19 protein-coding genes are annotated in these 20,529 nt (G+C 72.6%); 5 read left to right on the top strand and 14 right to left on the bottom strand.

Going from position 1 to position 20,529, the window contains the following annotated elements:
* Positions 1 to 155 precede the first annotated feature (155 nt).
* The 5 genes from OG514_RS01165 to infC all read right to left on the bottom strand — a co-directional run bounded on the left by OG514_RS01165 (position 156) and on the right by infC (position 4,105).
* On the bottom strand, positions 156 to 1,370 hold the full coding sequence (locus OG514_RS01165) for an ATP-binding protein (protein ID WP_266889872.1): 1,215 nt from the start codon (positions 1,368 to 1,370) through the stop codon (positions 156 to 158).
* 81 nt (positions 1,371 to 1,451) lie between these two features.
* Positions 1,452 to 2,291 carry an RNA methyltransferase gene (locus tag OG514_RS01170; RefSeq protein WP_209493914.1) on the bottom strand — a complete coding sequence of 280 codons (840 nt, stop codon included), beginning with the start codon at positions 2,289 to 2,291 and terminating at the stop codon, positions 1,452 to 1,454.
* Positions 2,292 to 2,611: 320 nt separating this feature from the next.
* Entirely contained in the window at positions 2,612 to 2,998 is a 387-nt protein-coding gene (gene rplT / locus OG514_RS01175; protein WP_187622715.1) for a 50S ribosomal protein L20, read from the bottom strand.
* Positions 2,999 to 3,104: 106 nt separating this feature from the next.
* Entirely contained in the window at positions 3,105 to 3,299 is a 195-nt protein-coding gene (rpmI, locus tag OG514_RS01180; RefSeq protein ID WP_024760685.1) for a 50S ribosomal protein L35, read from the bottom strand.
* A gap of 122 nt (positions 3,300 to 3,421) precedes the next feature.
* On the bottom strand, positions 3,422 to 4,105 hold the full coding sequence (infC, locus tag OG514_RS01185) for a translation initiation factor IF-3 (RefSeq protein WP_266900709.1): 684 nt from the start codon (positions 4,103 to 4,105) through the stop codon (positions 3,422 to 3,424).
* A gap of 354 nt (positions 4,106 to 4,459) precedes the next feature.
* Between infC and OG514_RS01190 the strand changes: the two genes are divergently transcribed.
* The gene (locus OG514_RS01190) at positions 4,460 to 4,846 is read left to right on the top strand and encodes a DUF1844 domain-containing protein (protein WP_266889881.1); all 387 of its coding nucleotides are present in this window, start codon (positions 4,460 to 4,462) and stop codon (positions 4,844 to 4,846) included.
* 164 nt (positions 4,847 to 5,010) lie between these two features.
* Here the strand turns inward: OG514_RS01190 and OG514_RS01195 are convergent, their stop codons facing one another.
* The 3 genes from OG514_RS01195 to OG514_RS01205 are packed head-to-tail and all read right to left on the bottom strand — an operon-like array spanning position 5,011 to position 7,929.
* A complete protein-coding gene (locus OG514_RS01195; RefSeq protein ID WP_266889883.1) occupies positions 5,011 to 5,742 on the bottom strand; it encodes an SseB family protein in 732 nt (243 codons plus the stop codon).
* A gap of 46 nt (positions 5,743 to 5,788) precedes the next feature.
* Complete coding sequence (mycP, locus tag OG514_RS01200) at positions 5,789 to 6,967, bottom strand: type VII secretion-associated serine protease mycosin (protein WP_266889885.1); 1,179 nt, start codon at positions 6,965 to 6,967, stop codon at positions 5,789 to 5,791.
* A complete protein-coding gene (locus tag OG514_RS01205; RefSeq protein WP_266889887.1) occupies positions 6,964 to 7,929 on the bottom strand; it encodes a hypothetical protein in 966 nt (321 codons plus the stop codon). The genes mycP and OG514_RS01205 overlap by 4 nt, the downstream gene beginning before the upstream one ends.
* Positions 7,930 to 8,617: 688 nt before the next feature.
* Here OG514_RS01205 and OG514_RS01210 point away from each other — a divergent pair.
* A complete protein-coding gene (locus tag OG514_RS01210) occupies positions 8,618 to 9,820 on the top strand; it encodes an amino acid deaminase/aldolase (protein WP_266889889.1) in 1,203 nt (400 codons plus the stop codon).
* A 7-nt stretch (positions 9,821 to 9,827) separates the two neighbouring features.
* On the opposite strand, the gene OG514_RS01215 is transcribed toward OG514_RS01210, so the two are convergent.
* The 4 genes from OG514_RS01215 to OG514_RS01230 all read right to left on the bottom strand — a co-directional run bounded on the left by OG514_RS01215 (position 9,828) and on the right by OG514_RS01230 (position 14,779).
* On the bottom strand, positions 9,828 to 11,117 hold the full coding sequence (locus tag OG514_RS01215; RefSeq protein ID WP_266889891.1) for a haloacid dehalogenase-like hydrolase: 1,290 nt from the start codon (positions 11,115 to 11,117) through the stop codon (positions 9,828 to 9,830).
* Positions 11,118 to 11,225: 108 nt separating this feature from the next.
* Complete coding sequence (locus OG514_RS01220) at positions 11,226 to 12,014, bottom strand: 3-oxoacyl-ACP reductase (protein ID WP_266889893.1); 789 nt, start codon at positions 12,012 to 12,014, stop codon at positions 11,226 to 11,228.
* A 6-nt stretch (positions 12,015 to 12,020) separates the two neighbouring features.
* Positions 12,021 to 13,376 (bottom strand): aldehyde dehydrogenase, encoded by a 1,356-nt coding sequence (locus OG514_RS01225; protein ID WP_266889895.1) that lies wholly within the window; start codon positions 13,374 to 13,376, stop codon positions 12,021 to 12,023.
* Positions 13,377 to 13,414: 38 nt separating this feature from the next.
* Positions 13,415 to 14,779 carry a glutamine synthetase family protein gene (locus OG514_RS01230; RefSeq protein WP_266889897.1) on the bottom strand — a complete coding sequence of 455 codons (1,365 nt, stop codon included), beginning with the start codon at positions 14,777 to 14,779 and terminating at the stop codon, positions 13,415 to 13,417.
* Positions 14,780 to 14,868: 89 nt separating this feature from the next.
* On the opposite strand from OG514_RS01230, the gene OG514_RS01235 reads away from it, so the two are divergent.
* From OG514_RS01235 to OG514_RS01245, 3 genes are all read left to right on the top strand, one after another.
* The gene (locus OG514_RS01235) at positions 14,869 to 15,597 is read left to right on the top strand and encodes a FadR/GntR family transcriptional regulator (protein ID WP_266889899.1); all 729 of its coding nucleotides are present in this window, start codon (positions 14,869 to 14,871) and stop codon (positions 15,595 to 15,597) included.
* Between the two features lie 118 nt (positions 15,598 to 15,715).
* Complete coding sequence (gene eat / locus OG514_RS01240; protein ID WP_266889901.1) at positions 15,716 to 17,161, top strand: ethanolamine permease; 1,446 nt, start codon at positions 15,716 to 15,718, stop codon at positions 17,159 to 17,161.
* A gap of 67 nt (positions 17,162 to 17,228) precedes the next feature.
* Entirely contained in the window at positions 17,229 to 17,918 is a 690-nt protein-coding gene (locus OG514_RS01245) for a gamma-glutamyl-gamma-aminobutyrate hydrolase family protein (RefSeq protein ID WP_266889903.1), read from the top strand.
* Positions 17,919 to 17,971: 53 nt separating this feature from the next.
* Here OG514_RS01245 and OG514_RS01250 read toward each other — a convergent pair whose 3' ends face one another.
* Together OG514_RS01250 and OG514_RS01255 are read right to left on the bottom strand one after the other, a co-directional pair.
* Positions 17,972 to 19,063, bottom strand: a complete 1,092-nt coding sequence (locus OG514_RS01250) for a C45 family peptidase (RefSeq protein ID WP_266889905.1) — start codon at positions 19,061 to 19,063, stop codon at positions 17,972 to 17,974.
* The gene (locus OG514_RS01255) at positions 19,060 to 20,514 is read right to left on the bottom strand and encodes a cytosine permease (protein ID WP_266889907.1); all 1,455 of its coding nucleotides are present in this window, start codon (positions 20,512 to 20,514) and stop codon (positions 19,060 to 19,062) included. Before OG514_RS01255 ends, OG514_RS01250 begins: the two co-directional genes overlap by 4 nt.
* Positions 20,515 to 20,529 lie beyond the last annotated feature (15 nt).

The raw sequence follows: 20,529 nt of genomic DNA on the forward strand, positions 1-20,529 counted from the left end.
TTGGCTGGGCGGCCCCGCTCGACGTCAAGGGCGCAAACGTGCCAAAGGACGAGTCTAACGGGGTGGGGGGATGCGAATGAGCCCGTGGGCAGGCCGGGCGGCCTCAGATCTCGCCTGATCCTGTCGGATTCCTCTCGGATTCCTGCTGGATCTCGTCAGATGAGATGGGCCGGGGTGCCGACGGGCAGGATAAATCGGAACTCGGCCCCGCCTCGGGGGCCCCTTCCGACGGTGATGGTTCCGCCGTGGGCCTCGACGACGCCCTTGACGATGTAGAGGCCGAGTCCGGTGCCGCCGCGCTTGCTGCCCCGCCAGAAGCGGGTGAAGACGCGGCTCATCGACTCCTCGGGGATGCCGGGGCCCTCGTCGCTCACGGTGACCTCCGTCCCCTCTTCGCCGTCGTCGCCCGTCCGGGCGGGTGCCACCTCGATGGTGACGGTTCCGTCCCCGTGGCGCACCGCATTTTCGAGCAGGTTCCCGAGGATCTGGTCGATCTTGTCGGGGTCGGCCCAGAGCGCGGGCAGCTGGGGCCTGATCCGTACGAAGAAGCGGTCAGGGGACTGGCCGCCGGTGGTGTGCACCTGGACGTGCCGGCCGATGGCGGCGGCGATGTCGACGGGCTGGCGGCGCACTTCGAGCCGGCCGGAGTCGATCCGGGAGATGTCGAGGAGTTCGGCGATGAGCCGCTTGATGCGGCCCGCGTCGGCGTCGACGGTCTCCAGCATCAGCCGCTTCTGCTCGTCGTTGAACCGCTCCCATTTGGCGAGGAGGGTGGCGGTGAAGCCCTTGACGGAGGTGAGCGGGGAGCGTAGTTCGTGGGCGACGGTGGCGATGAGTTCGGCGTGGCTGCGCTCGGTGCGGCGGCGGGCCTCGGTGCCGCGCAGGCTGACCACGACCCGGCGGACCGGTCCGGTGGGGCGCTCGCGGACGTACCGGGCGGAGACGAGGACCTCACGGCCGCCGGGCAGCAGCAGATTGCGCTCGGGCTGGCCGCGGCGGGTGGCGAGTCCGCCGTACGGGTCGGTCAGGGCCCACCAGCGGCTTCCCTTGAGGTCTTCCAGGGGCAGTGCCTGGTCGAGGGGGAGGCCGAGGGCCCGGTCGCCGGGGACGGCGGTGATACGGCTGGCGGCGGCGTTGAAGCAGACGACCCGGCCGGTCTCGTCGGCGACGACGAGACCGTCGGGGAGGTCGTCGGGATGGACCCCGGCGAAAGCGTCGGACGCGGTGGACGCGTCGGAATCCTTGACCCCGTCGGAGTCGGTGGCCCCGTCCGCGCCCGGCGATTCCTGTGCGCCCGGGTCCGGCGGCGGCTCCGGGGCGTGCGGCGCGGCGCTCCGTGCCTGTGCGGGACTGTCCGTGCCGACCGTCATCCCCGTACCCCACCCCTCCGTGTAGCGCAGTGGGCCCCCGAGTGCGTCACTCTACTGGGCGGGGAGGGCGGAATGGACCCCTCAGGCGGAGGTTCGGGGCCGCTGGGCGCGGGCGGAGGCGTAGAGGCAGACCGCGGCGGCCGTCGCGAGGTTGAGGCTCTCGGCCTTGCCGTGGATCGGGACGCGGACGACGGCGTCGGCGAGGGCCCGGGTCTCCTCGGGCAGCCCCCAGGCCTCGTTGCCGAAGATCCAGGCGGTGGGGCCGCCCATGGTGCCGGCGTCCAGCTCCGCGTCGAGGTCGTCCTGGCCCGCCCCGTCGGCGGCGAGGATCCGTACGCCCGCGCTCTTCAGTCCCGCGACGGCCTGCTCGACGGGGACGCCGACGGCGACCGGCAGGTGGAAGAGGGAGCCGACGGAGGCGCGGACGGACTTGGGGTTGTACAGGTCGACGGAGGCGTCGGTGAGGACGACGGCGTCGGCGCCGGCCGCGTCGGCGCAGCGCAGCACCGTGCCGGCGTTCCCGGGGTCGCGTACGTGGGCGAGGACGGCGACCAGCTTGGGGCGGGCCGCGACGATCTCCTCGAACGGCGAGTCGAGGAACCGGCAGACTCCGACGAGCCCCTGCGGGGTGACGGTCTGGGAGACCTCGGCGAGGACGGCGTCGGAGGCGTGGTGGACACGGGCTCCGGCGGCGAGGGCGGCGTCGATGATGGCGCTGTAGCGCTCGGCGGCCTCGACGGTGGTGAAGAGCTCGACGAGCGTGGGCTCTCCGGTGGAGCCGCGGTGCTCGACGGCCTCACGGACGGCCTGCGGGCCCTCGGCGATGAAGAGGCGGTCCTTGCCCCGGAAGTTGCGCTTGGCGAGCCGCCGGGCGGCGACGACGCGCGGGGAACGCGGGGAGATCAGCTCGGGGGTGACCATGAGGTGCGGCGGTTCTCTCTTCGGTGCCGGGGGCTTCGGGATCCGGGGCTTCGGTGACCGGTTTCAGCGGCGGGCTTCGGTGACCGGCTTCAGCGACCGGCTTCAGCGACCGGTTTCGATGACCGGATTCGACGACCGGTTTCGACGACCGGTTGTCGGTGACCGGGCTTCGTGACCGGCGCGGCTTCGGTGACCGGGGACGGCTGCTTCGGGCCTGCACGACCCACCTCCACCGAACACCCTCCAGGGGGCAGACGCACCCGGACCCGCCGACGCGTGCGCGCCTGCGGGTCCGGGCAGAAGTACTGCGGCCTGGAAGATCAGGCGGCGGCCTTCGGGGCGTTGACGTCGGCCGGCAGAGCCTTCTGCGCGACCTCGACCAGCGCGGCGAACGCGTTGGAGTCGTTGACGGCCAGCTCGGCGAGGATCTTGCGGTCCACCTCGATGTTGGCGGCGTTCAGACCCTGGATGAGGCGGTTGTACGTCATGCCGTTCTGGCGGGCAGCGGCGTTGATGCGCTGGATCCACAGCCGACGGAAGTCGCCCTTGCGCTTCTTGCGGTCGTTGTAGTTGTAGACCAGGGAGTGGGTGACCTGCTCCTTGGCCTTGCGGTACAGGCGCGAGCGCTGACCGCGGTAGCCGGAGGCCGCCTCGAGGATCGCCCGGCGCTTCTTGTGGGCGTTGACTGCCCGCTTGACGCGTGCCACTTGTTAACTCCTTGTAGCGGGGTCGTGGTGGTCCTCACACGACCCGAAAAACGGATGGTTCCCGGTCTTGGCCGGAAGCTCTCGTCGCCGAGAGCGGGAGATCAACTCAGATGCCCAGCATCTTCTTGATCTTGGCGGCGTCACCCGGGGCCATCTCGGCGTTGCCGGTGAGGCGACGCGTCAGCTTGGACGACTTGTGCTCGAGCAGGTGGCGCTTGCCGGCGCGCTCGCGCATGATCTTGCCGGTGCCGGTGACCTTGAAGCGCTTCTTGGCACCGGAGTGCGTCTTGTTCTTCGGCATCGCGCCGTATCTCCTCGTCAGTGGCGCTCCCCCGGTGCGGGCACCGGACATCCGGGAGCGTCAAATCTTCGTTTGGTGGTTCCGGGCGGGGCCCAGGGCTGCCTGGTTGGCAGCCCGTCGGGTCACGCCTCGGGGGTCTCGACCGGAGCCTCGACGGCCTCGGCCTCGACGACCGGAGCCTCAGCGGCCTCGGTCTCGGCGGCCGGAGCCTCGGACGTCTCCTCGGAGGCGACGCCCTGACGCTCGGCCTTGCGTGCGGCCTGGGCCTCACGCGCCTCGGCCATGGCCTCGGTCTTCTTCTTGTGCGGGCCGAGAACCATGATCATGTTCCGGCCGTCCTGCTTCGGGTTGGACTCGATGAAGCCAAGCTCCTCGACGTCCGACGCCAGCCGCTGCAGCAGCCGGAAACCAAGCTCGGGACGGGACTGCTCACGACCACGGAACATGATCGTGATCTTGACCTTGTCACCCTGCTTGAGGAACCGGACGACGTGACCCTTCTTGGTGTCATAGTCGTGCGGGTCGATCTTCGGCCGGAGCTTCATCTCCTTGATGACCGTGTGCGCCTGGTTCTTGCGCGCCTCACGGGCCTTCATGGCCGACTCGTACTTGAACTTCCCGTAGTCCATGAGCTTGCACACGGGCGGACGGGCGTTCGCCGCGACCTCGACCAGGTCGAGGTCGTACTCCTGTGCGAGCTCCAGGGCCTTGGCAAGCGGAACAATCCCGACCTGCTCGCCGCTGGGTCCGACAAGTCGCACCTCGGGAACGCGAATCCTGTCGTTGATGCGGGGCTCGGCGCTGATGGATCCTCCTCGGTAGCACCACGCGACCGCCTGGCGGACGGACGCGCATGTCTGTTTCTTTGGACCAACCGAGCCGAAACGCAAAAAACGCCCCGGACGGGACACAGGCGGGGCTCCACGGAAATACCGGAGCACCGCCGCGGTCAACCGCGGGGCGCACATCGGGCGGCTCCATCGTCCGTACGGAACGATGGTCGCCACCTGACCGGTGACCCGCCACCCGTGAGGGTGGTCAGGTGGGAGTACGGAGCCTCCACTTGTGGGCCGGGCACACACGTGTCCGGCCGGTCGTTACACAAGGTTAGCAGGACCCGGCGGTCTTCGCTAACCGAGGACCGGCATATCGTATGAGGCATGAGCGAGACGCCCCAGAACGAGTCCCCGGACTCCCCCGACTCCGCAGAGTCCCCCGACTTCGACGCCATGACCCGCGACATCGCGGAGGTCCCCGCGGTCGAGGTGATCGTGACCGTCGCCGTCAACCTGATGAGCGCCGCCGCGGTGAAGCTCGGGCTCACCGAGGAGGGCGACAAGTACAAGGACCTCGACGAGGCCCGCAAGCTGGTGCACGCGCTCGCGGGCCTGCTGGACGCCGGCGCGACGGAGGTCTCCTCCTTCCACGCGGCTCCCCTGCGGGACGGCCTGAAGTCCCTCCAGCTCGCCTTCCGCGAGGCTTCCCTGATCCCGGACGAGCCGGGCCAGGGACCGGGCGAGAAGTACACGGGGCCGGTGTACGGCTAGGACTCTTCCGGGGGTACGGGGGTCGCCCCCCGGAAGACAACGGCCACGGGGCCGGTGTACGGCCAGGCCTTGGCCGGGGGTACGGGGGTCGCCCCCCGGAAGACAACAGCCACGGGGCCGGTGTACGGCCAGGACGTGGACTTGATCGGTAGGTACGTACGTACCTACTTCTTTACGTAGAAGGGCTCGCCGGGAGGCGTGGCCGAGGCCGGCAGGAGTGCCAGGTCGAGGCCCCGCACCAGGCGGGCCCTCAGTGTTTCGTCGGCGGCCAGGGCGCGGGCCACGCGCTGGGCGGCCTCCGCCGGGGAGCCCCCCTCGGCGAGGACCAGGGCGAGGGTGCCGTCGGCGGCGCCGGGGCCCAGGTGGGCGCGGAGCACCGCGGGCTCGGCGGCGACGGCGGCCCGTACCGCTTCGCGTACGGCGGGGTCGTCGAGCGGGTCGGTGCTGGTGCGGCCCTCGGCGAGGGCGAGCAGGGCCGGTCCGGTCAGCTGGTACGGCACCGGGCCCGCGAGGTCCAGGACGACCGTGTCGGCCTTCTCGTGCGCGGCCGCCTGGAGCGCCTGGTGGAGCGGGACGGCGACGGGCCGGGCCTCCGGGTCCCAGAGGGCGAGCGAGGCGATCGAGGTGAAGGCGGGCAGGGCGCGCCGGTCACCGGCCGTGAGCGTGGGGACCGCCATGTCGCTGGTCTTCTCACGGCGCAGGCCGTTCTCGTCGGTCTCGACCTCGCCGAGGACGGCGACCACGGGGACGAGCAGCCGGGCCTCCCGCAGCGCGTCGAGGACGGGGCCGTGGGCGGTTCTGTCCTCCGCCCAGGCCGCGAGGGCCGCGGCGAGCCGCGGGTCGGCGGTGCCGTCGTCGTCGGAGAAACCGGGGTCCGGGATGTTCTTGAGCGCCACGCACCGAGCCTAACCGCCGGGCGGGGAGGCTCGGCCCGCCGGGTCGTCAGGAGGTCCGGCGGGCGCGCCGGAGGATCACCGCGGTGAGGAGGAGCAGGGCGCCGAGGCCGCCCGCGAGGGGGGCGAGGAGGCCGATGGGGTGGCTCTCCTCGGGGGCGGGCAGCGGTCCCGGGCCGAAGTACCGGCCCTGGTAGCCGGTGGCCGTGTTCTTGGGGTCGCCGCCCTTGATCTTCGCGCCGGCCTCGATCGCGGCGGCGGGGTCGACCGTCCCGTATCCCTTGGCGTCGCTGCGGCCGCCCTTCGGACGGCTGCGGGCGGTGTCGATCAGGAGCCGCTTGACCTGGGCCGGGGTGAGGTCGGGGTGCGCGGAGCGGACGAGGGCGACGGCTCCGGAGGCGAACGCGGCGGCGGCGCTGGTGCCCCAGCCCTCGTAGTAGCGGCGGTCGGGGTCGGCGATGGCGATGTCGACGCCGGGGGCGCTGACGGTGGCGTACCAGCGGCGGGTGGAGAAGGAGGCGTGGGTGCCGTAGCGGTCGACCGCGGTGACGGCGATGACGCCGGGGTAGGCGGCCGGGTAGGAGATGTGGTCGCCCTTCTCGCCGCCGTTGCCGGCGGAGGCGACGACGGAGACGCCCTTCGACAGCGCGTACTGGACGGCGGCGTCCTCGCCCGCGTCCGGGTGGGCGGACTTGGAGTCGTCGCCGAGGGACATGTTGATGACGTCGGCGCCGTGGTCGGCGGCCCAGCGGATGCCTTCGGCGAGGGCGGTGCCCCGGGTCTTGCGGGCCTTGTCTCGGGACTTGTCGGCGCCTTCGAGGATGACCCGGACGGGCAGGATCCTGGCGTCCGGGGCGATGCCGAGGACGCCGTCGCCCCCGTCGGGGCCGTGGCCGTGCCCGGCGATGATCCCGGCCATGGCGGTGCCGTGCCGGGCCCAGGCGCGGTCGCCCCGGGAGGCGCCGAAGCCGATGAGGTCGCGGCCGGTGAGGACCGAACCCGCCAGGTCGGGGTGTTCGGCGTCGACGCCGGTGTCGAGGACGGCGACCGTGACGCCCTCGCCCTTGGTCGTACGCCAGGCCTCCGAGGTGTGCATCGCTTCGAGGCCCCACTGACGGGCCCGGATGGTGTCGGCGTACGCGGGCGTGGTGGTGGCGGGCAGGACGGCGAAGGCGGTGGCGAGGAGGACGGCCGCGGGCGTACGGAGGCGGGTTCGGGGACGGATCACCGGGCGTCCTTCTCCTTGGCCGGCGGGGCGACGGCCGTGCGCAGCAGCTGCTCGAAGCGGACGGTGATGTTCTTGGCCTCGTGGCCGAGGCCGGACTGCGCGGTGGCGTCGGTGCGGCCCGCGGCCATGGCCCGGTCGGCGGGCTGCGGGCCGTCGACGGCCCGGCCGTCGGCGAATCCGGAGACGGCGGTGACGACGACGGGGAGGTCGACGGGGGCGTTCAGCCACCAGCTCGCGCGCTGCTTCGCGCCGAAGCGGGCGGCGACGGTGCCGGGGCCGGGGAGCGACGGGGGGACGTCCGCGCCGACGCGGGCGGTGAGGCCCTGGCCGAGGGTGCGCTGGGTGGTGGCGTCGGCGCGGGTGAAGACGAGACCGACGGTGATCACGCTGCTGGCGGTGGCGTCGGTGTACGTGGCGCGCAGGACGCGCTCGCAGCCGAGCGGCCGGAGGGTGGCGAGCAGGTTCTTGGCCAGAACGGCGGGCGTGCAGGTGGTGTCCGGGGCGACGACGATCCGGGTCCAGGTGCGCGCGGCGGCGCCCGGGCCGGCGCCGGGGCCGGACAGGGTGCGGGGGAAGAGGGTGTCGACGGGGGCGTTGTGCCAGAGGTCCTTGGCCTCGGTGTACCCGGCGGGTTCCGCGGGCTCCCCCGGCTCGGCGGCGGCCAGCCACACCCCGGCGAGCGCCCCGCCGATGAGCCCGATCCCGAGCACGGCGCAGACGCCGACGGCGATGGCCCGCCCGGTCCGCCGCTCCCGCACGGGCCGCAGCCGCGTGGTGGTCTCGACGGGAGCCTCGGGCGGCAGGGCGACGGCCCGGTGACCGTGGGTGTGGCCGTACGGGGTGACGGACGGCGCGTGATGCGGGACGGCCCGCGCGGCGGGCGCCGGGGCGGCGGCGGGGAGGGGACCGGCGGGTGCGTGACCGGCGTGCGCGGGAGCGGGGACCACGGGCGCCGGAGTCACGGGGTGGGGTGTCGACCGGGGCGGGGCGGGGGCTACGGGCGCGGAGGGTGCCGTCGGCGCGCTCCCCGGGCGGGGCGGAGTGGCGGGCGCCGGGCGGGGCGGAGCCGCGGGCGCCGGAGCCGCGGGGCCCGGCGCCGGACGGGACGAAGCCGGAGGCGCCGCAGTCGCCCGCGGTGGAGCCACCGGGCCGGACGCGGGCCGGGACGATGCCGCCGGTCGGGTTGTCGGGCGGGACGGAGACACGGGCGAAGCCATGGGCCCGGACACCGGAGGAAGCGGAACCCCGGGCGACGGAGCGGCCGCGCCGGAGGCCGGGAGAGGCGGAGTCGGAGCCGCCGGAGCGGCCGCGCCGGACACCGGACGAGGCGGAGCCGCCGCACTGGAGGCCGGAGCCTTCACGTCGGGCGTCGGGCGAGGCCGTGTCGTCGGCCTCGGGGGTGCCATGTCGTCCGGGCTGATCGCGCGGAGGCGGGTGGTGGTCTCCAGTTCGGACGGTTCCGGCGTGGGGTCCGGGCGGAGGCCGGGAAGCAGGGCTTCCGTGATGCGGGAGGTCGTGCCGGGGCGCTGTTCGCCGGTCATCCCCGTCCCCCCGCTCGTGTCGACAATGCCCGTCACTCTACGGGCTGTTCCCCCTGGCACGGGAACCCAGGGGCTACCCACTCGTAAACCTGTCTGGCAAGCTCGGGCCATGACTCCCCGTGCCGCCGACCGGGCCCGATACGACCGGGCCACCGCTCATCTCGACGCGCCCGTGGCGATCGTCGACCTGGAGGCCTTCGACGCCAACGCGGCGGACCTGGTTCGCCGGGCGGGCGGCAAGCCCGTCCGCGTCGCGAGCAAGTCCGTGCGGTGCCGGGCGCTCCTGGAGCGGGTGCTCGCGCGGCAGGGCTTCGCCGGGATCATGTCGTTCACGCTCGACGAGTCGCTGTGGCTGGCCCGCGCCGGGTTCGAGGACGTTCTCCTCGCGTACCCCTCGGCGGACCGCTCCGGGTTCGGCGAGCTGGCTCGGGACCCCAAGCTTGCCGCGGCCGTGACCGTGATGGTCGACGACGTGGCCCAGCTGGATCTGATCGACGCCTCCCGGGCGGGCGGGACCGAGGAGGTCCGGGTCTGCCTGGAACTGGACACCGCGCTCAGTCTCCTCGGCGGCCGGATACGGGTCGGTGCCCGCCGTTCCCCGCTGCGCGAGCCCGCGCAACTGGCGGAGCTGGCCCGCTCGGTGGTGCGCCGTCCCGGGTTCCGGCTGGTCGGGATCATGGCGTACGAGGGGCATGTCGCGGGGGTCGGGGACGCGGTCGCGGGCCGGCCGCTGCGTTCGCGGGTGATCCGGCTGATGCAGGCGGCGGCCCGCCGGGAGCTGGCCGAGCGCAGGGCGGCCGTGGTGCGTGCCGTCCGGGCGGTGGCGCCGGACCTGGAGTTCGTGAACGGCGGCGGCACCGGCAGCGTGCAGCACACGGCCGCCGAGGACGCGGTGACGGAGATCGCCGCGGGTTCGGGTCTCTTCGTGCCGCGGCTCTTCGACAACTACACCTCGTTCCATGGCCGGCCGGCCGCGCTCTTCGCGCAGCCCGTCGTCCGTCGGCCGGGGGTCGGGGTGGTGACCGTCCTCGGGGGTGGCTATCCGGCGTCCGGGGTTGCCGGGCCGGATCGGCTGCCCGTGCCGTATCTGCCCGAGGGGCTGAAGTACGACCCCCAGGAGGGTCCCGGCGAGGTGCAGACCCCGCTGATCGGCTCGCCGGCCGACGATCTGCGGATCGGCGACAAGGTGTGGTTCCGGCACGCGAAGGCCGGCGAGCTGTGCGAGCGGTTCGAGAGCCTGCAGCTGATCGAGGGCGATCGGATCACGGACACCGTGCCGACGTACCGGGGCGAAGGCCAGACCTTCCTCTAGGAGACGTTCAGAGGACCTCGGCCGACGGGAAGACCTTGTCCCGCTGGTCCGGGATCACGCTTCCGTCGGACCGCCGGACGGGCTCCGCCGTGCCGTCGCCCGCCGTGTAGCCGGTGGTGGCGCAGGGGTACGGGGTGGCTTTCCGCTGCTTCGGCTCGATGAACATGGGGTTGACGATCCAGCGGCCGTCGCCGTTCTCGTACGCCCGGCACATGAGTTCGTTCTTGTTGCGGTTGAGGACCAGACGCAGGCCGGTGGCGTCCCGCAGGAACGAGATGTCGGTGTCGGAGTCGCCCGCGGCGAACACCTGGCGCCGGGAGGCGGGCTGTACGCGCTCGGCGGCGGGGCCGCGGACGCCGAAGATCTCCTGGTTGATCCAGCAGCGCTTGCCGTCGATGTAGGTGATCGTCGTGTCTTCGCCGTCCCGTACCGTCCCACAGCCCTTGAGGTGGGCGGTGAGCCGGCCGTGGTCGGTGGTGTTCCGGATGCCGAGGGCGTGGGAGGGCGCGACGCCGACGCCCTTCGCCCAGACGTCGACGACGGGTTCGGGCGAGGCGGAGACGATCCAGACGTCGAAGCCGGCGTCCTGGAGGGTACGGATCAGGTCGCGCTGCTGTGGGTAGTAGCGGACCCAGCCGGTGACCTGGGCGGTGCCGACGCGCTGGGTGGCGCCCTGCGGGGCCGCCAGGTTCTCGGCGCGGGCGGCCGCGGCGAACGACTCGACCTGGCGGGTGGTCCAGCCGTGCAGGAGCTGGGCGAGCCAGGCGTACTGGGGTTCCATGCGGCGGTGATCGAAGCCGCCGAAGGCGGTCGCGCCTCCGGTCGTGGTGCCCGAGCCGTAGACCGAGAGGAGCTCGTCGGCGCAGCGGGTGTCGGTGGACGTGGGGAGGGTGCGGCCGCCGGTGGGACAGGCCTCGCCGAGGGCGGTGGCGGCCGCGGGGGTGAGGTGGCGACTGGTGGTGGACCAGTCGCCGTGCCGGGGCGGGCGCATGCGGTCGTTGCGGAGGAGCCAGTAGAAGGTGGCGTCTCCGACGTCGTTCTTGATGACGGTGTTGTCCCAGTCGAAGACCGCGACGGGCTTCCTCCTCTTGTCCCGGCAGTGGTCGGCCACGAGGGCGTCGATGCGGGCCTTGTTGTCGCCGTACCAGCCCTCGGAGATCTTCAGGGTGGGGCAGGGGCGAGGCGTGCGGTGCTCCCGGGGCTCGGCCTCGGCGGTGGTGGCGGAGACGAGGCTCGTCGCGGCGAGGGCGAGGGCGGCGGTGACGGCGGATGTACGGAGCCGGGCACGCTGGTTCATGATCACTCTCCTGTCGGGGGCTGCTGCGGACGCCGAACAGCCGGGCGCCTTGCGACGCCCGGCTGCCGGGTGGGGATGTGGGGGGGGTGTGGGGGGTGTGGCGGCGGTCTAGAGCGGGGTCACGTACGCGCCCGCGATGCCTCCGTCGACCAGGAAGTCGCTGGCGTTGACGAAGGAGGAGTCGTCGCTCGCGAGGAAGGCGACCGCGGCCGCGATCTCCTCGGGCTCGGCGAAGCGGCCGACGGGGATGTGGACGAGGCGGCGCGCGGCCCGCTCGGGGTCCTTGGCGAACAGTTCCTGGAGGAGCGGGGTGTTGACGGGCCCGGGGCAGAGGGCGTTGACGCGGATGCCCTCGCGGGCGAACTGGACGCCCAGCTCGCGGGACATCGCGAGCACGCCGCCCTTGGAGGCGGTGTACGAGATCTGGCTGGTGGCCGCGCCCATGATCGCGACGAAGGACGCGGTGTTGATGATGGAGCCCTTGCCCTGGCGGCGCATGTACGGCAGGGCGGCCTTGCAGCACAGGTAGACGGAGGTGAGGTTGACGTCCTGGACGCGCTTCCAGGCCTCCAGGCCGGTCTCCAGGATGGAGTCGTCCTCGGGGGGCGAGATGCCGGCGTTGTTGAAGGCGATGTCGACGGAGCCGTAGGTGTCGAAGGCGGTCTTGAAGAGCGCCTCGACCTGCTCGGGGTCGGTGACGTCGACCTTGACGAAGGTTCCGCCGACCTCCTCGGCGGCGGCCTTGCCGGCCACCTCGTCGATGTCGCCGCAGACGACGTGGGCGCCCTCGGAGGCGAAGCGGCGGGCGGTGGCGAGGCCGATTCCGCTGCCGGCTCCGGTGATGACGGCGGTACGGCCGACCAGGCGGCGGCAGACGTTCTCTTCGGTGCTGGTCATGGGTGCTCAGGCCTCCGTGCTGATGAAGACGTTCTTGGTTTCGGTGAAGGCGGTCAGGGCGTCGGGGCCGAGTTCGCGGCCGAGGCCGGACTGCTGGTAGCCGCCGAACGGGGTCCAGTAGCGGACGCTGGAGTGGGAGTTGACGGAGAGGTTGCCGGCCCGGACGGCGCGGGAGGCGCGCAGGGCGCGGCCGACGTCCCGGGTCCAGATGGAGCCGGACAGGCCGTACTCGGTGGCGTTGGCGAGGCGGATCGCGTCGGCCTCGTCCTCGAAGGGGAGGACGACGGCGACGGGTCCGAAGATCTCCTCGACGGAGCAGGGGGCGTCCTCGGCCACGCCGGTGAGGACGGTCGGCGGGAACCAGAAGCCGGGGCCCTCGGGGGCCTTGCCCCGGATGCCGGGGAGGTCGGCGGTGACGTAGGAGCGGACCCGGTCGAGTTGGGCGCGGGAGATGAGCGGGCCCATCTGGGTGCGCTCGTCGGCGGGGTCGCCGACGACGATCTCCTCGATCGCGGGGGTGAGGAGCTCCATGAAGCGGTCGTACGCGCTCCGCTGGACGAGGATGCGGGTGCGGGCGCAGCAGTCCTGGCCGCTGTTGTCGAGGAAGGCCATCGGCGCCGCGGCGGCGGCCGCCTCGATGTCCGCGTCGGCGAAGACGATGTTGGGGCTCTTGCCGCCGAGTTCGAGGGTGACCCGCTTCACCTGGTCGGCGCACTTCGCCATGATCGACTTTCCGACCCTGGTGGAGCCGGTGAAGACGATCTTGGCGATGCCTGGGTGTTCGACGAGGGCGTTTCCGGCGACCGGGCCGGTGCCGGGGAGGACCTGGAAGAGGCCTTCGGGCAGGCCCGCCTCCAGGGCGAGTTCGGCGAGCCGGAGCGCGGTGAGCGGGGTGGTCTCGGCGGGCTTGAGGAGGACGGCGTTGCCGGCGGCGAGGGCGGGTGCGGTGGCCCAGGCGGCGATCGGCATGGGGAAGTTCCAGGGGGCGATGACGCCGACGACCCCGAGCGGTTCGAGGATCGTGATGTCCAGGCCGCCGGCCACCGGGATCTGCCGTCCGTTGAGGCGTTCCACTCCCCCGGCCGCGAAGTCGAGGAGGTCGCGGACGTTTCCTGCCTCCCAGCGGGCGTTGCCGATGGTGTGGCCGGCCTCGGTCACTTCGAGCCGGGCCAGTTCCTCGACGTGCTCGTCGACGACGGCGGCGAAGCGGCGGAGCAGCCGGGCCCGGTCGGCGGGCGCCGCGGCGGCCCAGCCGCGCTGGGCGGCGGCGGCCCGGGCGACGGCGGCGTCCACGTCGGCGGGGGTGGCGGCGGGGACGGTGGCGACCGGCTCCTCGGTCGCCGGGTTCAGTACCTGGAGCAACTCAGTCCTCTCAGAGGCGTACGCGGGGGAGGTCCGGATCAGAGGCGTTCGAAGGAGCGGCGCAGTTCCCAGTCGGTCACGGCCGCGTCGAAGGCGTCGAGTTCGACCCGGGCCATGTTGCGGTAGTGGGCGACGACCTCGTCCCCGAAGGCGGCCTTGGCGATCTCGCTGGTCTCCCAGAGTTCGGCGGCCTCGCGCAGGGTGGTGGGCACGTGCGCGTACTCGGCGGTGTAGGCGTTCCCGGTGCAGGGCTCGGGGAGTTCGAGCTTCTGCTCGATGCCGTACAGACCGGCGGCGACCAGGCCGGCGACGGCGAGGTACGGGTTGACGTCGCCGCCGGGGAGGCGGTTCTCGAAGCGGGTGGAGCGGCCGTGGCCGACGACCCGGAGCGAGCAGGTGCGGTTGTCGTGGCCCCAGGCGACGGCGGTGGGCGCGAAGGAGCCGGGCTGGAACCGCTTGTAGGAGTTGATGTTGGGGGCGTAGAGGAGGGAGAAGTCGCGGAGGGCGGCGAGCTGTCCGGCGAGGAAGTGCCGCATGGTCGCGGACATGCCGTGGGCGTCGTCCCCGGCCATCACGTTCGTCCCCTCGGCGTTCTGGAGGGAGAGGTGGATGTGGCAGGAGTTGCCCTCGCGCTCGTTGTACTTCGCCATGAAGGTGAGCGAGTAGCCCTCCTGGGCGGCGATCTCCTTGGCGCCCGTCTTGTAGACGGCGTGCCCGTCGCAGGTGGCGAGGGCCTCGTCGTATTTGAAGGCGATCTCGTGCTGTCCGGGGTTGCACTCGCCCTTGGCGGACTCGACGGTGAGTCCGGCGCCGGTCATCTCGTTGCGGATGCGGCGCAGAAGGGGTTCGATGCGTCCGGTGCCGAGGACGGAGTAGTCGATGTTGTACTGGTTGGCGGGGGTGAGGCCGCGGTAGTTCGCGTCCCAGGCCTGCTCGTAGCTGTCCTGGAAGACGATGAACTCGAGTTCGGTGCCGACGTGGGCGGTGAAGCCGTGCTCCGCGAGACGCTCCAGCTGGCGCCGGAGAATCTGGCGGGGCGCCGCGACGACGGGGGTGCCGTCGCCCCAGGCGAGGTCCGCCGTCACCATGGCGGTGGCCTCGTTCCAGGGGAGGCGGCGGAGGGTGGTGAGGTCGGGGTGCATCGCGAAGTCGCCGTAGCCGCGGTCCCAGGAGGACATCTCGTAGCCGTCGACGGTGTTCATCTCGGTGTCGACGGCCAGAAGATAGTTGCAGCCCTCGGTGCCGTGGCCGAGTACCTCGTCCAGGAAGAACGGGGCGGCGAACCGCTTGCCCTGGAGCCGTCCCTGCATGTCGGGGAAGGCCAGGACGACGGTGTCGATCTCGCCGCTCGCGACGAGGGCACGGAGCTCCTCGACGGTGAGCGGGGGTTTGCGGTCTGCCACGGGATTGCTCCTCCTTCGGCCTGCCGGAAGCCATAAGGTATTGCGGAAGACCATTGCTTGGGAAGTGCTGACGAAGGGGAATCGAGAACGTGGCCAGTACGAGTGAATCGGCGGACCGGCTGACGCCCGTGCTGCGGCCGGTCCGGGCGGGCAACGGCTTCGAGGAGGCCCTGGAGCAGATCCTCCAGGTGGTGAGGCTCGGACTCGTGCCCGACGGGGAGCGGCTGCCCGCCGAGCGGGAGCTGGCCGACCGGATGGGGATCAGCCGGGTCACCCTGCGCGAGGTCCTGAAGGTCCTCCAGGAGCAGGGGCTCGTGGAGAGCCGGCGCGGCCGCTACGGCGGCACGTTCGTGCTGCCCCGCGTCCAGACCGCCGACGAGGACGAGCTGCGCCGCCGGATCGCCACCGTCGACATGGAGGACACCCTGCGCTTCCGTGAGGTGCTGGAGGTGGGGGCCGCCGGGCTCTGCGCGGCGCACGGCCTCGACGCGGCGGGCGCCGAGCGGCTGCGGACGGCCGTGGCGGCGACCCATGACGCCCCGCTGGCCGATTACCGCCGCCAGGACACCCTGCTCCACCTGACGCTGGCCGAGCTCTCCGGTTCGCCGACGCTCACCGCCCAGTACGCCGCCGTCCGGGCGACCGTGAACGACCTGCTCGACTGCATCCCCCTGCTCGTCCGCAACCTGGAGCACTCCCAGCACCAGCACACCGCACTGGTGGAGGCGGTCCTCGACGGGGACGCGGACGCGGCGCGCGAGGTGATGCGGGAGCACTGCTCGGGGACGGCGGCACTGCTGCGCGGGTTCTTGACATGAGGCGGGCGTCCCCGGGTACGTAACCCGAAAGTAACGCACGGGGGTTGCGCTCTCCCCTCGGCACCGCAAAGGTATGGCTCCAATCCATTGGGCCCGTTTGCGGGGAGCTGACGCTGCCATGACGCTCGAAGAAACCACCGGGAGCACCACCCCACCGCAGGACGACTATCTGGAGCGCCGCGCCCTGCGCCGCGGCAGCGCCGGGTGGCTGCTGCTCACCGGGCTCGGCGTCGCCTACGTCGTCTCCGGGGACTTCTCCGGCTGGAACATCGGCCTCTCCAAGGGCGGCTTCGGCGGACTCGCCGTCGCCACCGTCCTGATGGGCGCGATGTACGCCTGTCTGGTCTTCGCCCTCGCCGAACTCTCCGCCATCCTGCCCACCGCGGGCGGCGGCTACGGCTTCGCCCGCCGGGCGCTCGGCACCTGGGGCGGGTTCCTCACCGGCACCGCGATCCTCATCGAGTACATCCTGGCGCCCGCCGCGATCTCGATCTTCATCGGTGACTACGTCGAGTCCCTCGGCCTCTTCGGCCTGACCTCCGGCTGGCCCGTCTACCTGGTCTGCTTCGCGCTCTTCATCGGGATCCACCTCTGGGGCGTGGGCGAGGCCCTGCGCTTCAGCCTGATCGTGACGGCGATCGCGGTCGCCGCGCTCGTCATCTTCGCGCTCGGCGCCTTCACCGACTTCCACGTCGACGGACTGAACGACATCCCCGTCGACGGCGAGGCCTTCGGTGCCAACTCCTGGCTGCCGTTCGGTCTGCTCGGGATCTGGGCCGCGTTCCCCTTCGGCATGTGGTTCTTCCTGGGCGTCGAGGGCGTGCCACTCGCCGCCGAGGAGGCGAAGGACCCGGTGCGCTCGATGCCGAGGGCCCTCGCGATCTCCATGGGCATCCTGGTGCTGCTCGCCGTGATGACCTTCTTCGCCGCGACCGGGGCGCGCGGCTCGGCCGCCGTCCAGGAGGCGGGCAACCCACTGGTCGTGGCGCTCCAGGGCGACGGGGACCCGACGGCGCTCAGCCGGTTCGTGAACTACGCGGGTCTCGCCGGCCTGGTCGCGTCCTTCTTCTCCCTCATCTACGCGGGCTCGCGCCAGCTCTTCGCCCTCTCCCGCGCGGGCTACCTGCCCCGCTTCCTCTCCCTCACCAGCCGCCGCAAGTCGCCGTACCTGGGGCTGCTCATCCCGGGTGCGATCGGCTTCGCACTCGCCGCGGGGACCGGGGACGGGGCCCGGATGCTGAACATCGCCGTGTTCGGCGCCACCATCTCGTACGCCCTGATGGCGCTCTCCCACATCGTGCTGCGGCGCCGTGAGCCGGGCCTGCACCGGCCGTACCGCACGCCCGGCGGCGTCGTGACCTCGTCGGTGGCGTTCGTCCTCGCCCTGTCGGCCCTGGTCGCGACCTTCCTGGTGGACCGGACGGCGGCCTTCATGGCACTCGGGGTGTACGCGATCGCCCTCGCCTACTTCGCGTTCTACAGTCGACATCATCTGGTGGCCAGGGCGCCCGAGGAGGAGTTCGCGGCACTCGCGGCCGCCGAGGCCGAACTCGAACGCGACTGACCGCCCGTACCCGCCCACTCCCCCACAGCCCCGCTCCTGCACACCCCGCTCTCCCGGAGGACGTTCCGTGTCCAAGCCGCTCATCGGCGTGACCACCTATCTGGACCAGGCCCGCTGGGGCGTGTGGGACATGCGGGCCGCGCTGCTCCCCGCGCCGTACCCGCGGCTCGTCCAGGAGAGCGGGGGGATGGCGGTGATGCTGCCGCCCGACGCGCCGGAGGCCGCCGCGGCGGTCGTGGCCCGGCTCGACGGACTGGTGATCGCGGGCGGTGCGGACGTGGAGCCCGTACGGTACGGGGCCGAGCGTGACGACCGGACCGGCCCGCCGGCCCGGGAACGCGACGCGTGGGAGCTGGCCCTGATCGACGCGGCCCTGGCCTCCGGGACCCCGTTGCTCGGCATCTGCCGGGGCATGCAGCTCCTGAACGTGGCCTTGGGCGGGACGCTGGTCCAGCACCTGGACGGGCACGTCGAGGCGGTCGGGGTGATCGGCCGGCATGCGGTGAAGCCGGTGCCGGGAAGCCGGTACGCCTCCCTGGTGCCCGAGCTCACCGAGGTCCCGACCTACCACCACCAGGCCGTGGACCGGCTGGGCACGGGGCTCGCGGTCTCCGCCCACACGGAGGACGGCACGGTGGAGGCGGTCGAGCTGGCCGCCCCGGCCTGGGCCCTCGGCGTCCAGTGGCACCCGGAGATGGGCGAGGACCTGCGGGTGATGCGGGGTCTGGTCGAGGCGGCGGGGGTACGCCGGGACTGACGGTCCCCGCGCGGCACCGGTCCGCGGTGGTGGAGGGCGCACCGCCCCCGTCGTCAGCGCCGGGGCGCGGTGAGCGGGATCCAGGTCTCCCGTCCCGCCGAGCAGGGACCGCCTTCGTGCACCAGGAGGCGCCGCTCGGCGGGGTCGACCGCCACGGTGGCGAGGGTCGCCCACCGGCTGCCGAGGCGGCCTTCGGCCGGGGCGTGACAGCACACCTCGGCACCGTCTTCCCGGTGGGCGGTGAGCAGGCCGACGAGCGCGTCGGCATCGGGTGTCTCGCCGTCCTGCTCGACCGCCCGTGCAGTGAGCAGCCGGTGGCGGTCGTACGTCTCCGGCTCCCGGCGGCCGCGCAGTTCTCCGGCGACGAGGGCCGGCGCGAGGAAGTGGTTGGTGCGCACCAGCCAGCCCCGGTCGTCCGGGGCGACCACGGCCGAGCCGGCCGGGGCGAGTTCCACGGACGCGGCCCGGTCCGCGGTCACCACGGTGATGACCGTGGAGGCCGAGACGGGTGCGCCGGTCAGCATGCCGACCGCCTCGGCGAACGACCCCGCCGTGCCGAGCACCTGACGGGCCACCAGATGGACGGGGACACCGGTCGCCGCGTCGTCCGCGTGACCGAGGATGTTGAAGAGCACGCCCACCCCGGCCTCGTTGACGCCGATCTTCGCGAGGATGCCGTGTTCGGTGATCCCGGCGAAGCCCCGGACGTCCCCGGTGACGGTCTGGAGGTGCCAGGCGTCGGCGAGTTCCCGGTGCCAGTCCCAGCACTGTCCGCCGGTGGTCCGGGGACCCGTGCGGACGAGGGTGGAGCACTCGCCCGTGCGGGGCGCGCCCGCCTCGGCGAGGATCTCGGTGCGGGCGTTGAGCGCGGCGATCGTCCAGAACGGCATTCCCGCGCCCTCGGCGACCCCCTCCATCTCCTCGACGAGTTCCGGCGCCCAGGCCCGGGTCGCGTGGACGGTGCGGAGGGCGAGTGCGGGTACGTCGAGCGTCCGGCCGTTGCCGGCGGCGACGGTCGCGAAGAGCTCCTCGTACACCCGCCACGCGCGCGTGATGGCGGCGCGGGCCTGCCGGCCCCGGTCCTGGCCGCGTCGCCGGGGTGTGTCCCCCGCGATCCGGAGGGTCGTACGGCGAGGGCCGTTCACGCCTCCGCCCGGGCGGCGAGCAGGGTGCGGTCCTTGCGCATGAGGAGGGCGTAGAGGGCGGCGGAGACGATCATGCCGGAGGGGAGGGAGAGGTCGATGCCGTCGAGGGCGGCGGCGATCGGGCTGGTGTAGAGGGTGTTGACGCAGAGGGCCGCCGCGGTGACGCCGGCGACGAGGGCGAGGGCACCTGCCCGGTTGACGCCCGCGGCGTACCAGAAGGGGCTTCCGGGGGTCTCGTCCGAGAGTGCGAGGCCGTCGTAACGGGCGCGTCGCAGGAGGACGTCGGTGGCGTAGACCGCCATCAGGGGGCCGATCAGGACGACGATCATCTGGAGGGCGTTGCTGACGGTGTCCAGGAAGTTGGAGACGAGCAGCCCGTAGAGGGTCAGGGCGACGGCGACGGCCCCGTCGAAGAGGACGCTGACGGAACGGCGGATGCGGAAGCCGACGGCCTGGAGCGCGAGTCCGGCGCTGTACGCGGTCAGGGCGTTGATGGCGATGGTGCCGAGGACCAGGGCGAGCAGGAAGACCGGGACGAACCAGCCCGGCAGGATCTCCTGGAGCGCGGTCTGCGGGTCGGTCATGTCGACGGCGGTGGCGGCGAAGACGCCGAGCGAGCCGACGACGACACTGGGCAGGAAGGCGCCCAGCGCGGTCCAGCCGATGATCGCCTTCTTCGAGGCCGTGCGGGGCAGGTAGCGGGAGAAGTCGGCACTCGTCGTGTACGAGAGGGGTCCCGAGGCGATCATCGCGGTACCCGCCAGGAGCAGGGCCCAGAGGTCGACTCCGGCGAGCCGCTCGGCGGGGGCGTACGAGAAGTCGGCGTGCCGGAGGACGGCGAACGCGACGACGGTGAACGCCCCGGCGAGGACCAGGGTGATCGGCAGGTACAGCTTGATGATCAGGGCGTGCCCGTAGACGCTGATGATCAGTGTGAGCGCGGCGATGACCACGACGACGGCCACCTTGACGGGGGTGGTGGCCGTGATGCCCGCCTTCTCGACGAGGGCGAAGGCGGCGGTCGCCGCGGCGGCGAGGTTGAGGGCGAAGTAGCAGACGGAGACCAGCCAGCCGCCGACCGCGTTGTTGACACGGTTGCCGACGACGCCGTACACGGCCCGGGTGATCACCTCGCTGGGCGCGCCGGCGGCCGGTCCCGAGACGGCGAGGAGGCCGGGGAACAGCCAGAGGAGGTTGCCGACGACGGTCACGGCGACGGCCTGCCAGAGGCTCAGGCCCATCAGGACGAGGGCGCCGCCGACGACGAGGCTGAGGTAGTTGACGTTCGCCGCGGCCCACACGGAGAACAGCTCACGGGGGTGTCCGTGGCGTTCGGAATCGGGGATGTGATCGATGCCGTGGGCCTCGATCCGGCCGGGCCGGTCAGTGGCCGACGGGGTGACCGATGCGGCCGTGGAGCCTGGGAGCGGGTCGGGGATCGTGGAAGCCATGCGGCCCTCCGGAAG

This window comes from Streptomyces sp. NBC_00572 (assembly GCF_026341815.1).
GTDB lineage: Bacteria > Actinomycetota > Actinomycetes > Streptomycetales > Streptomycetaceae > Streptomyces.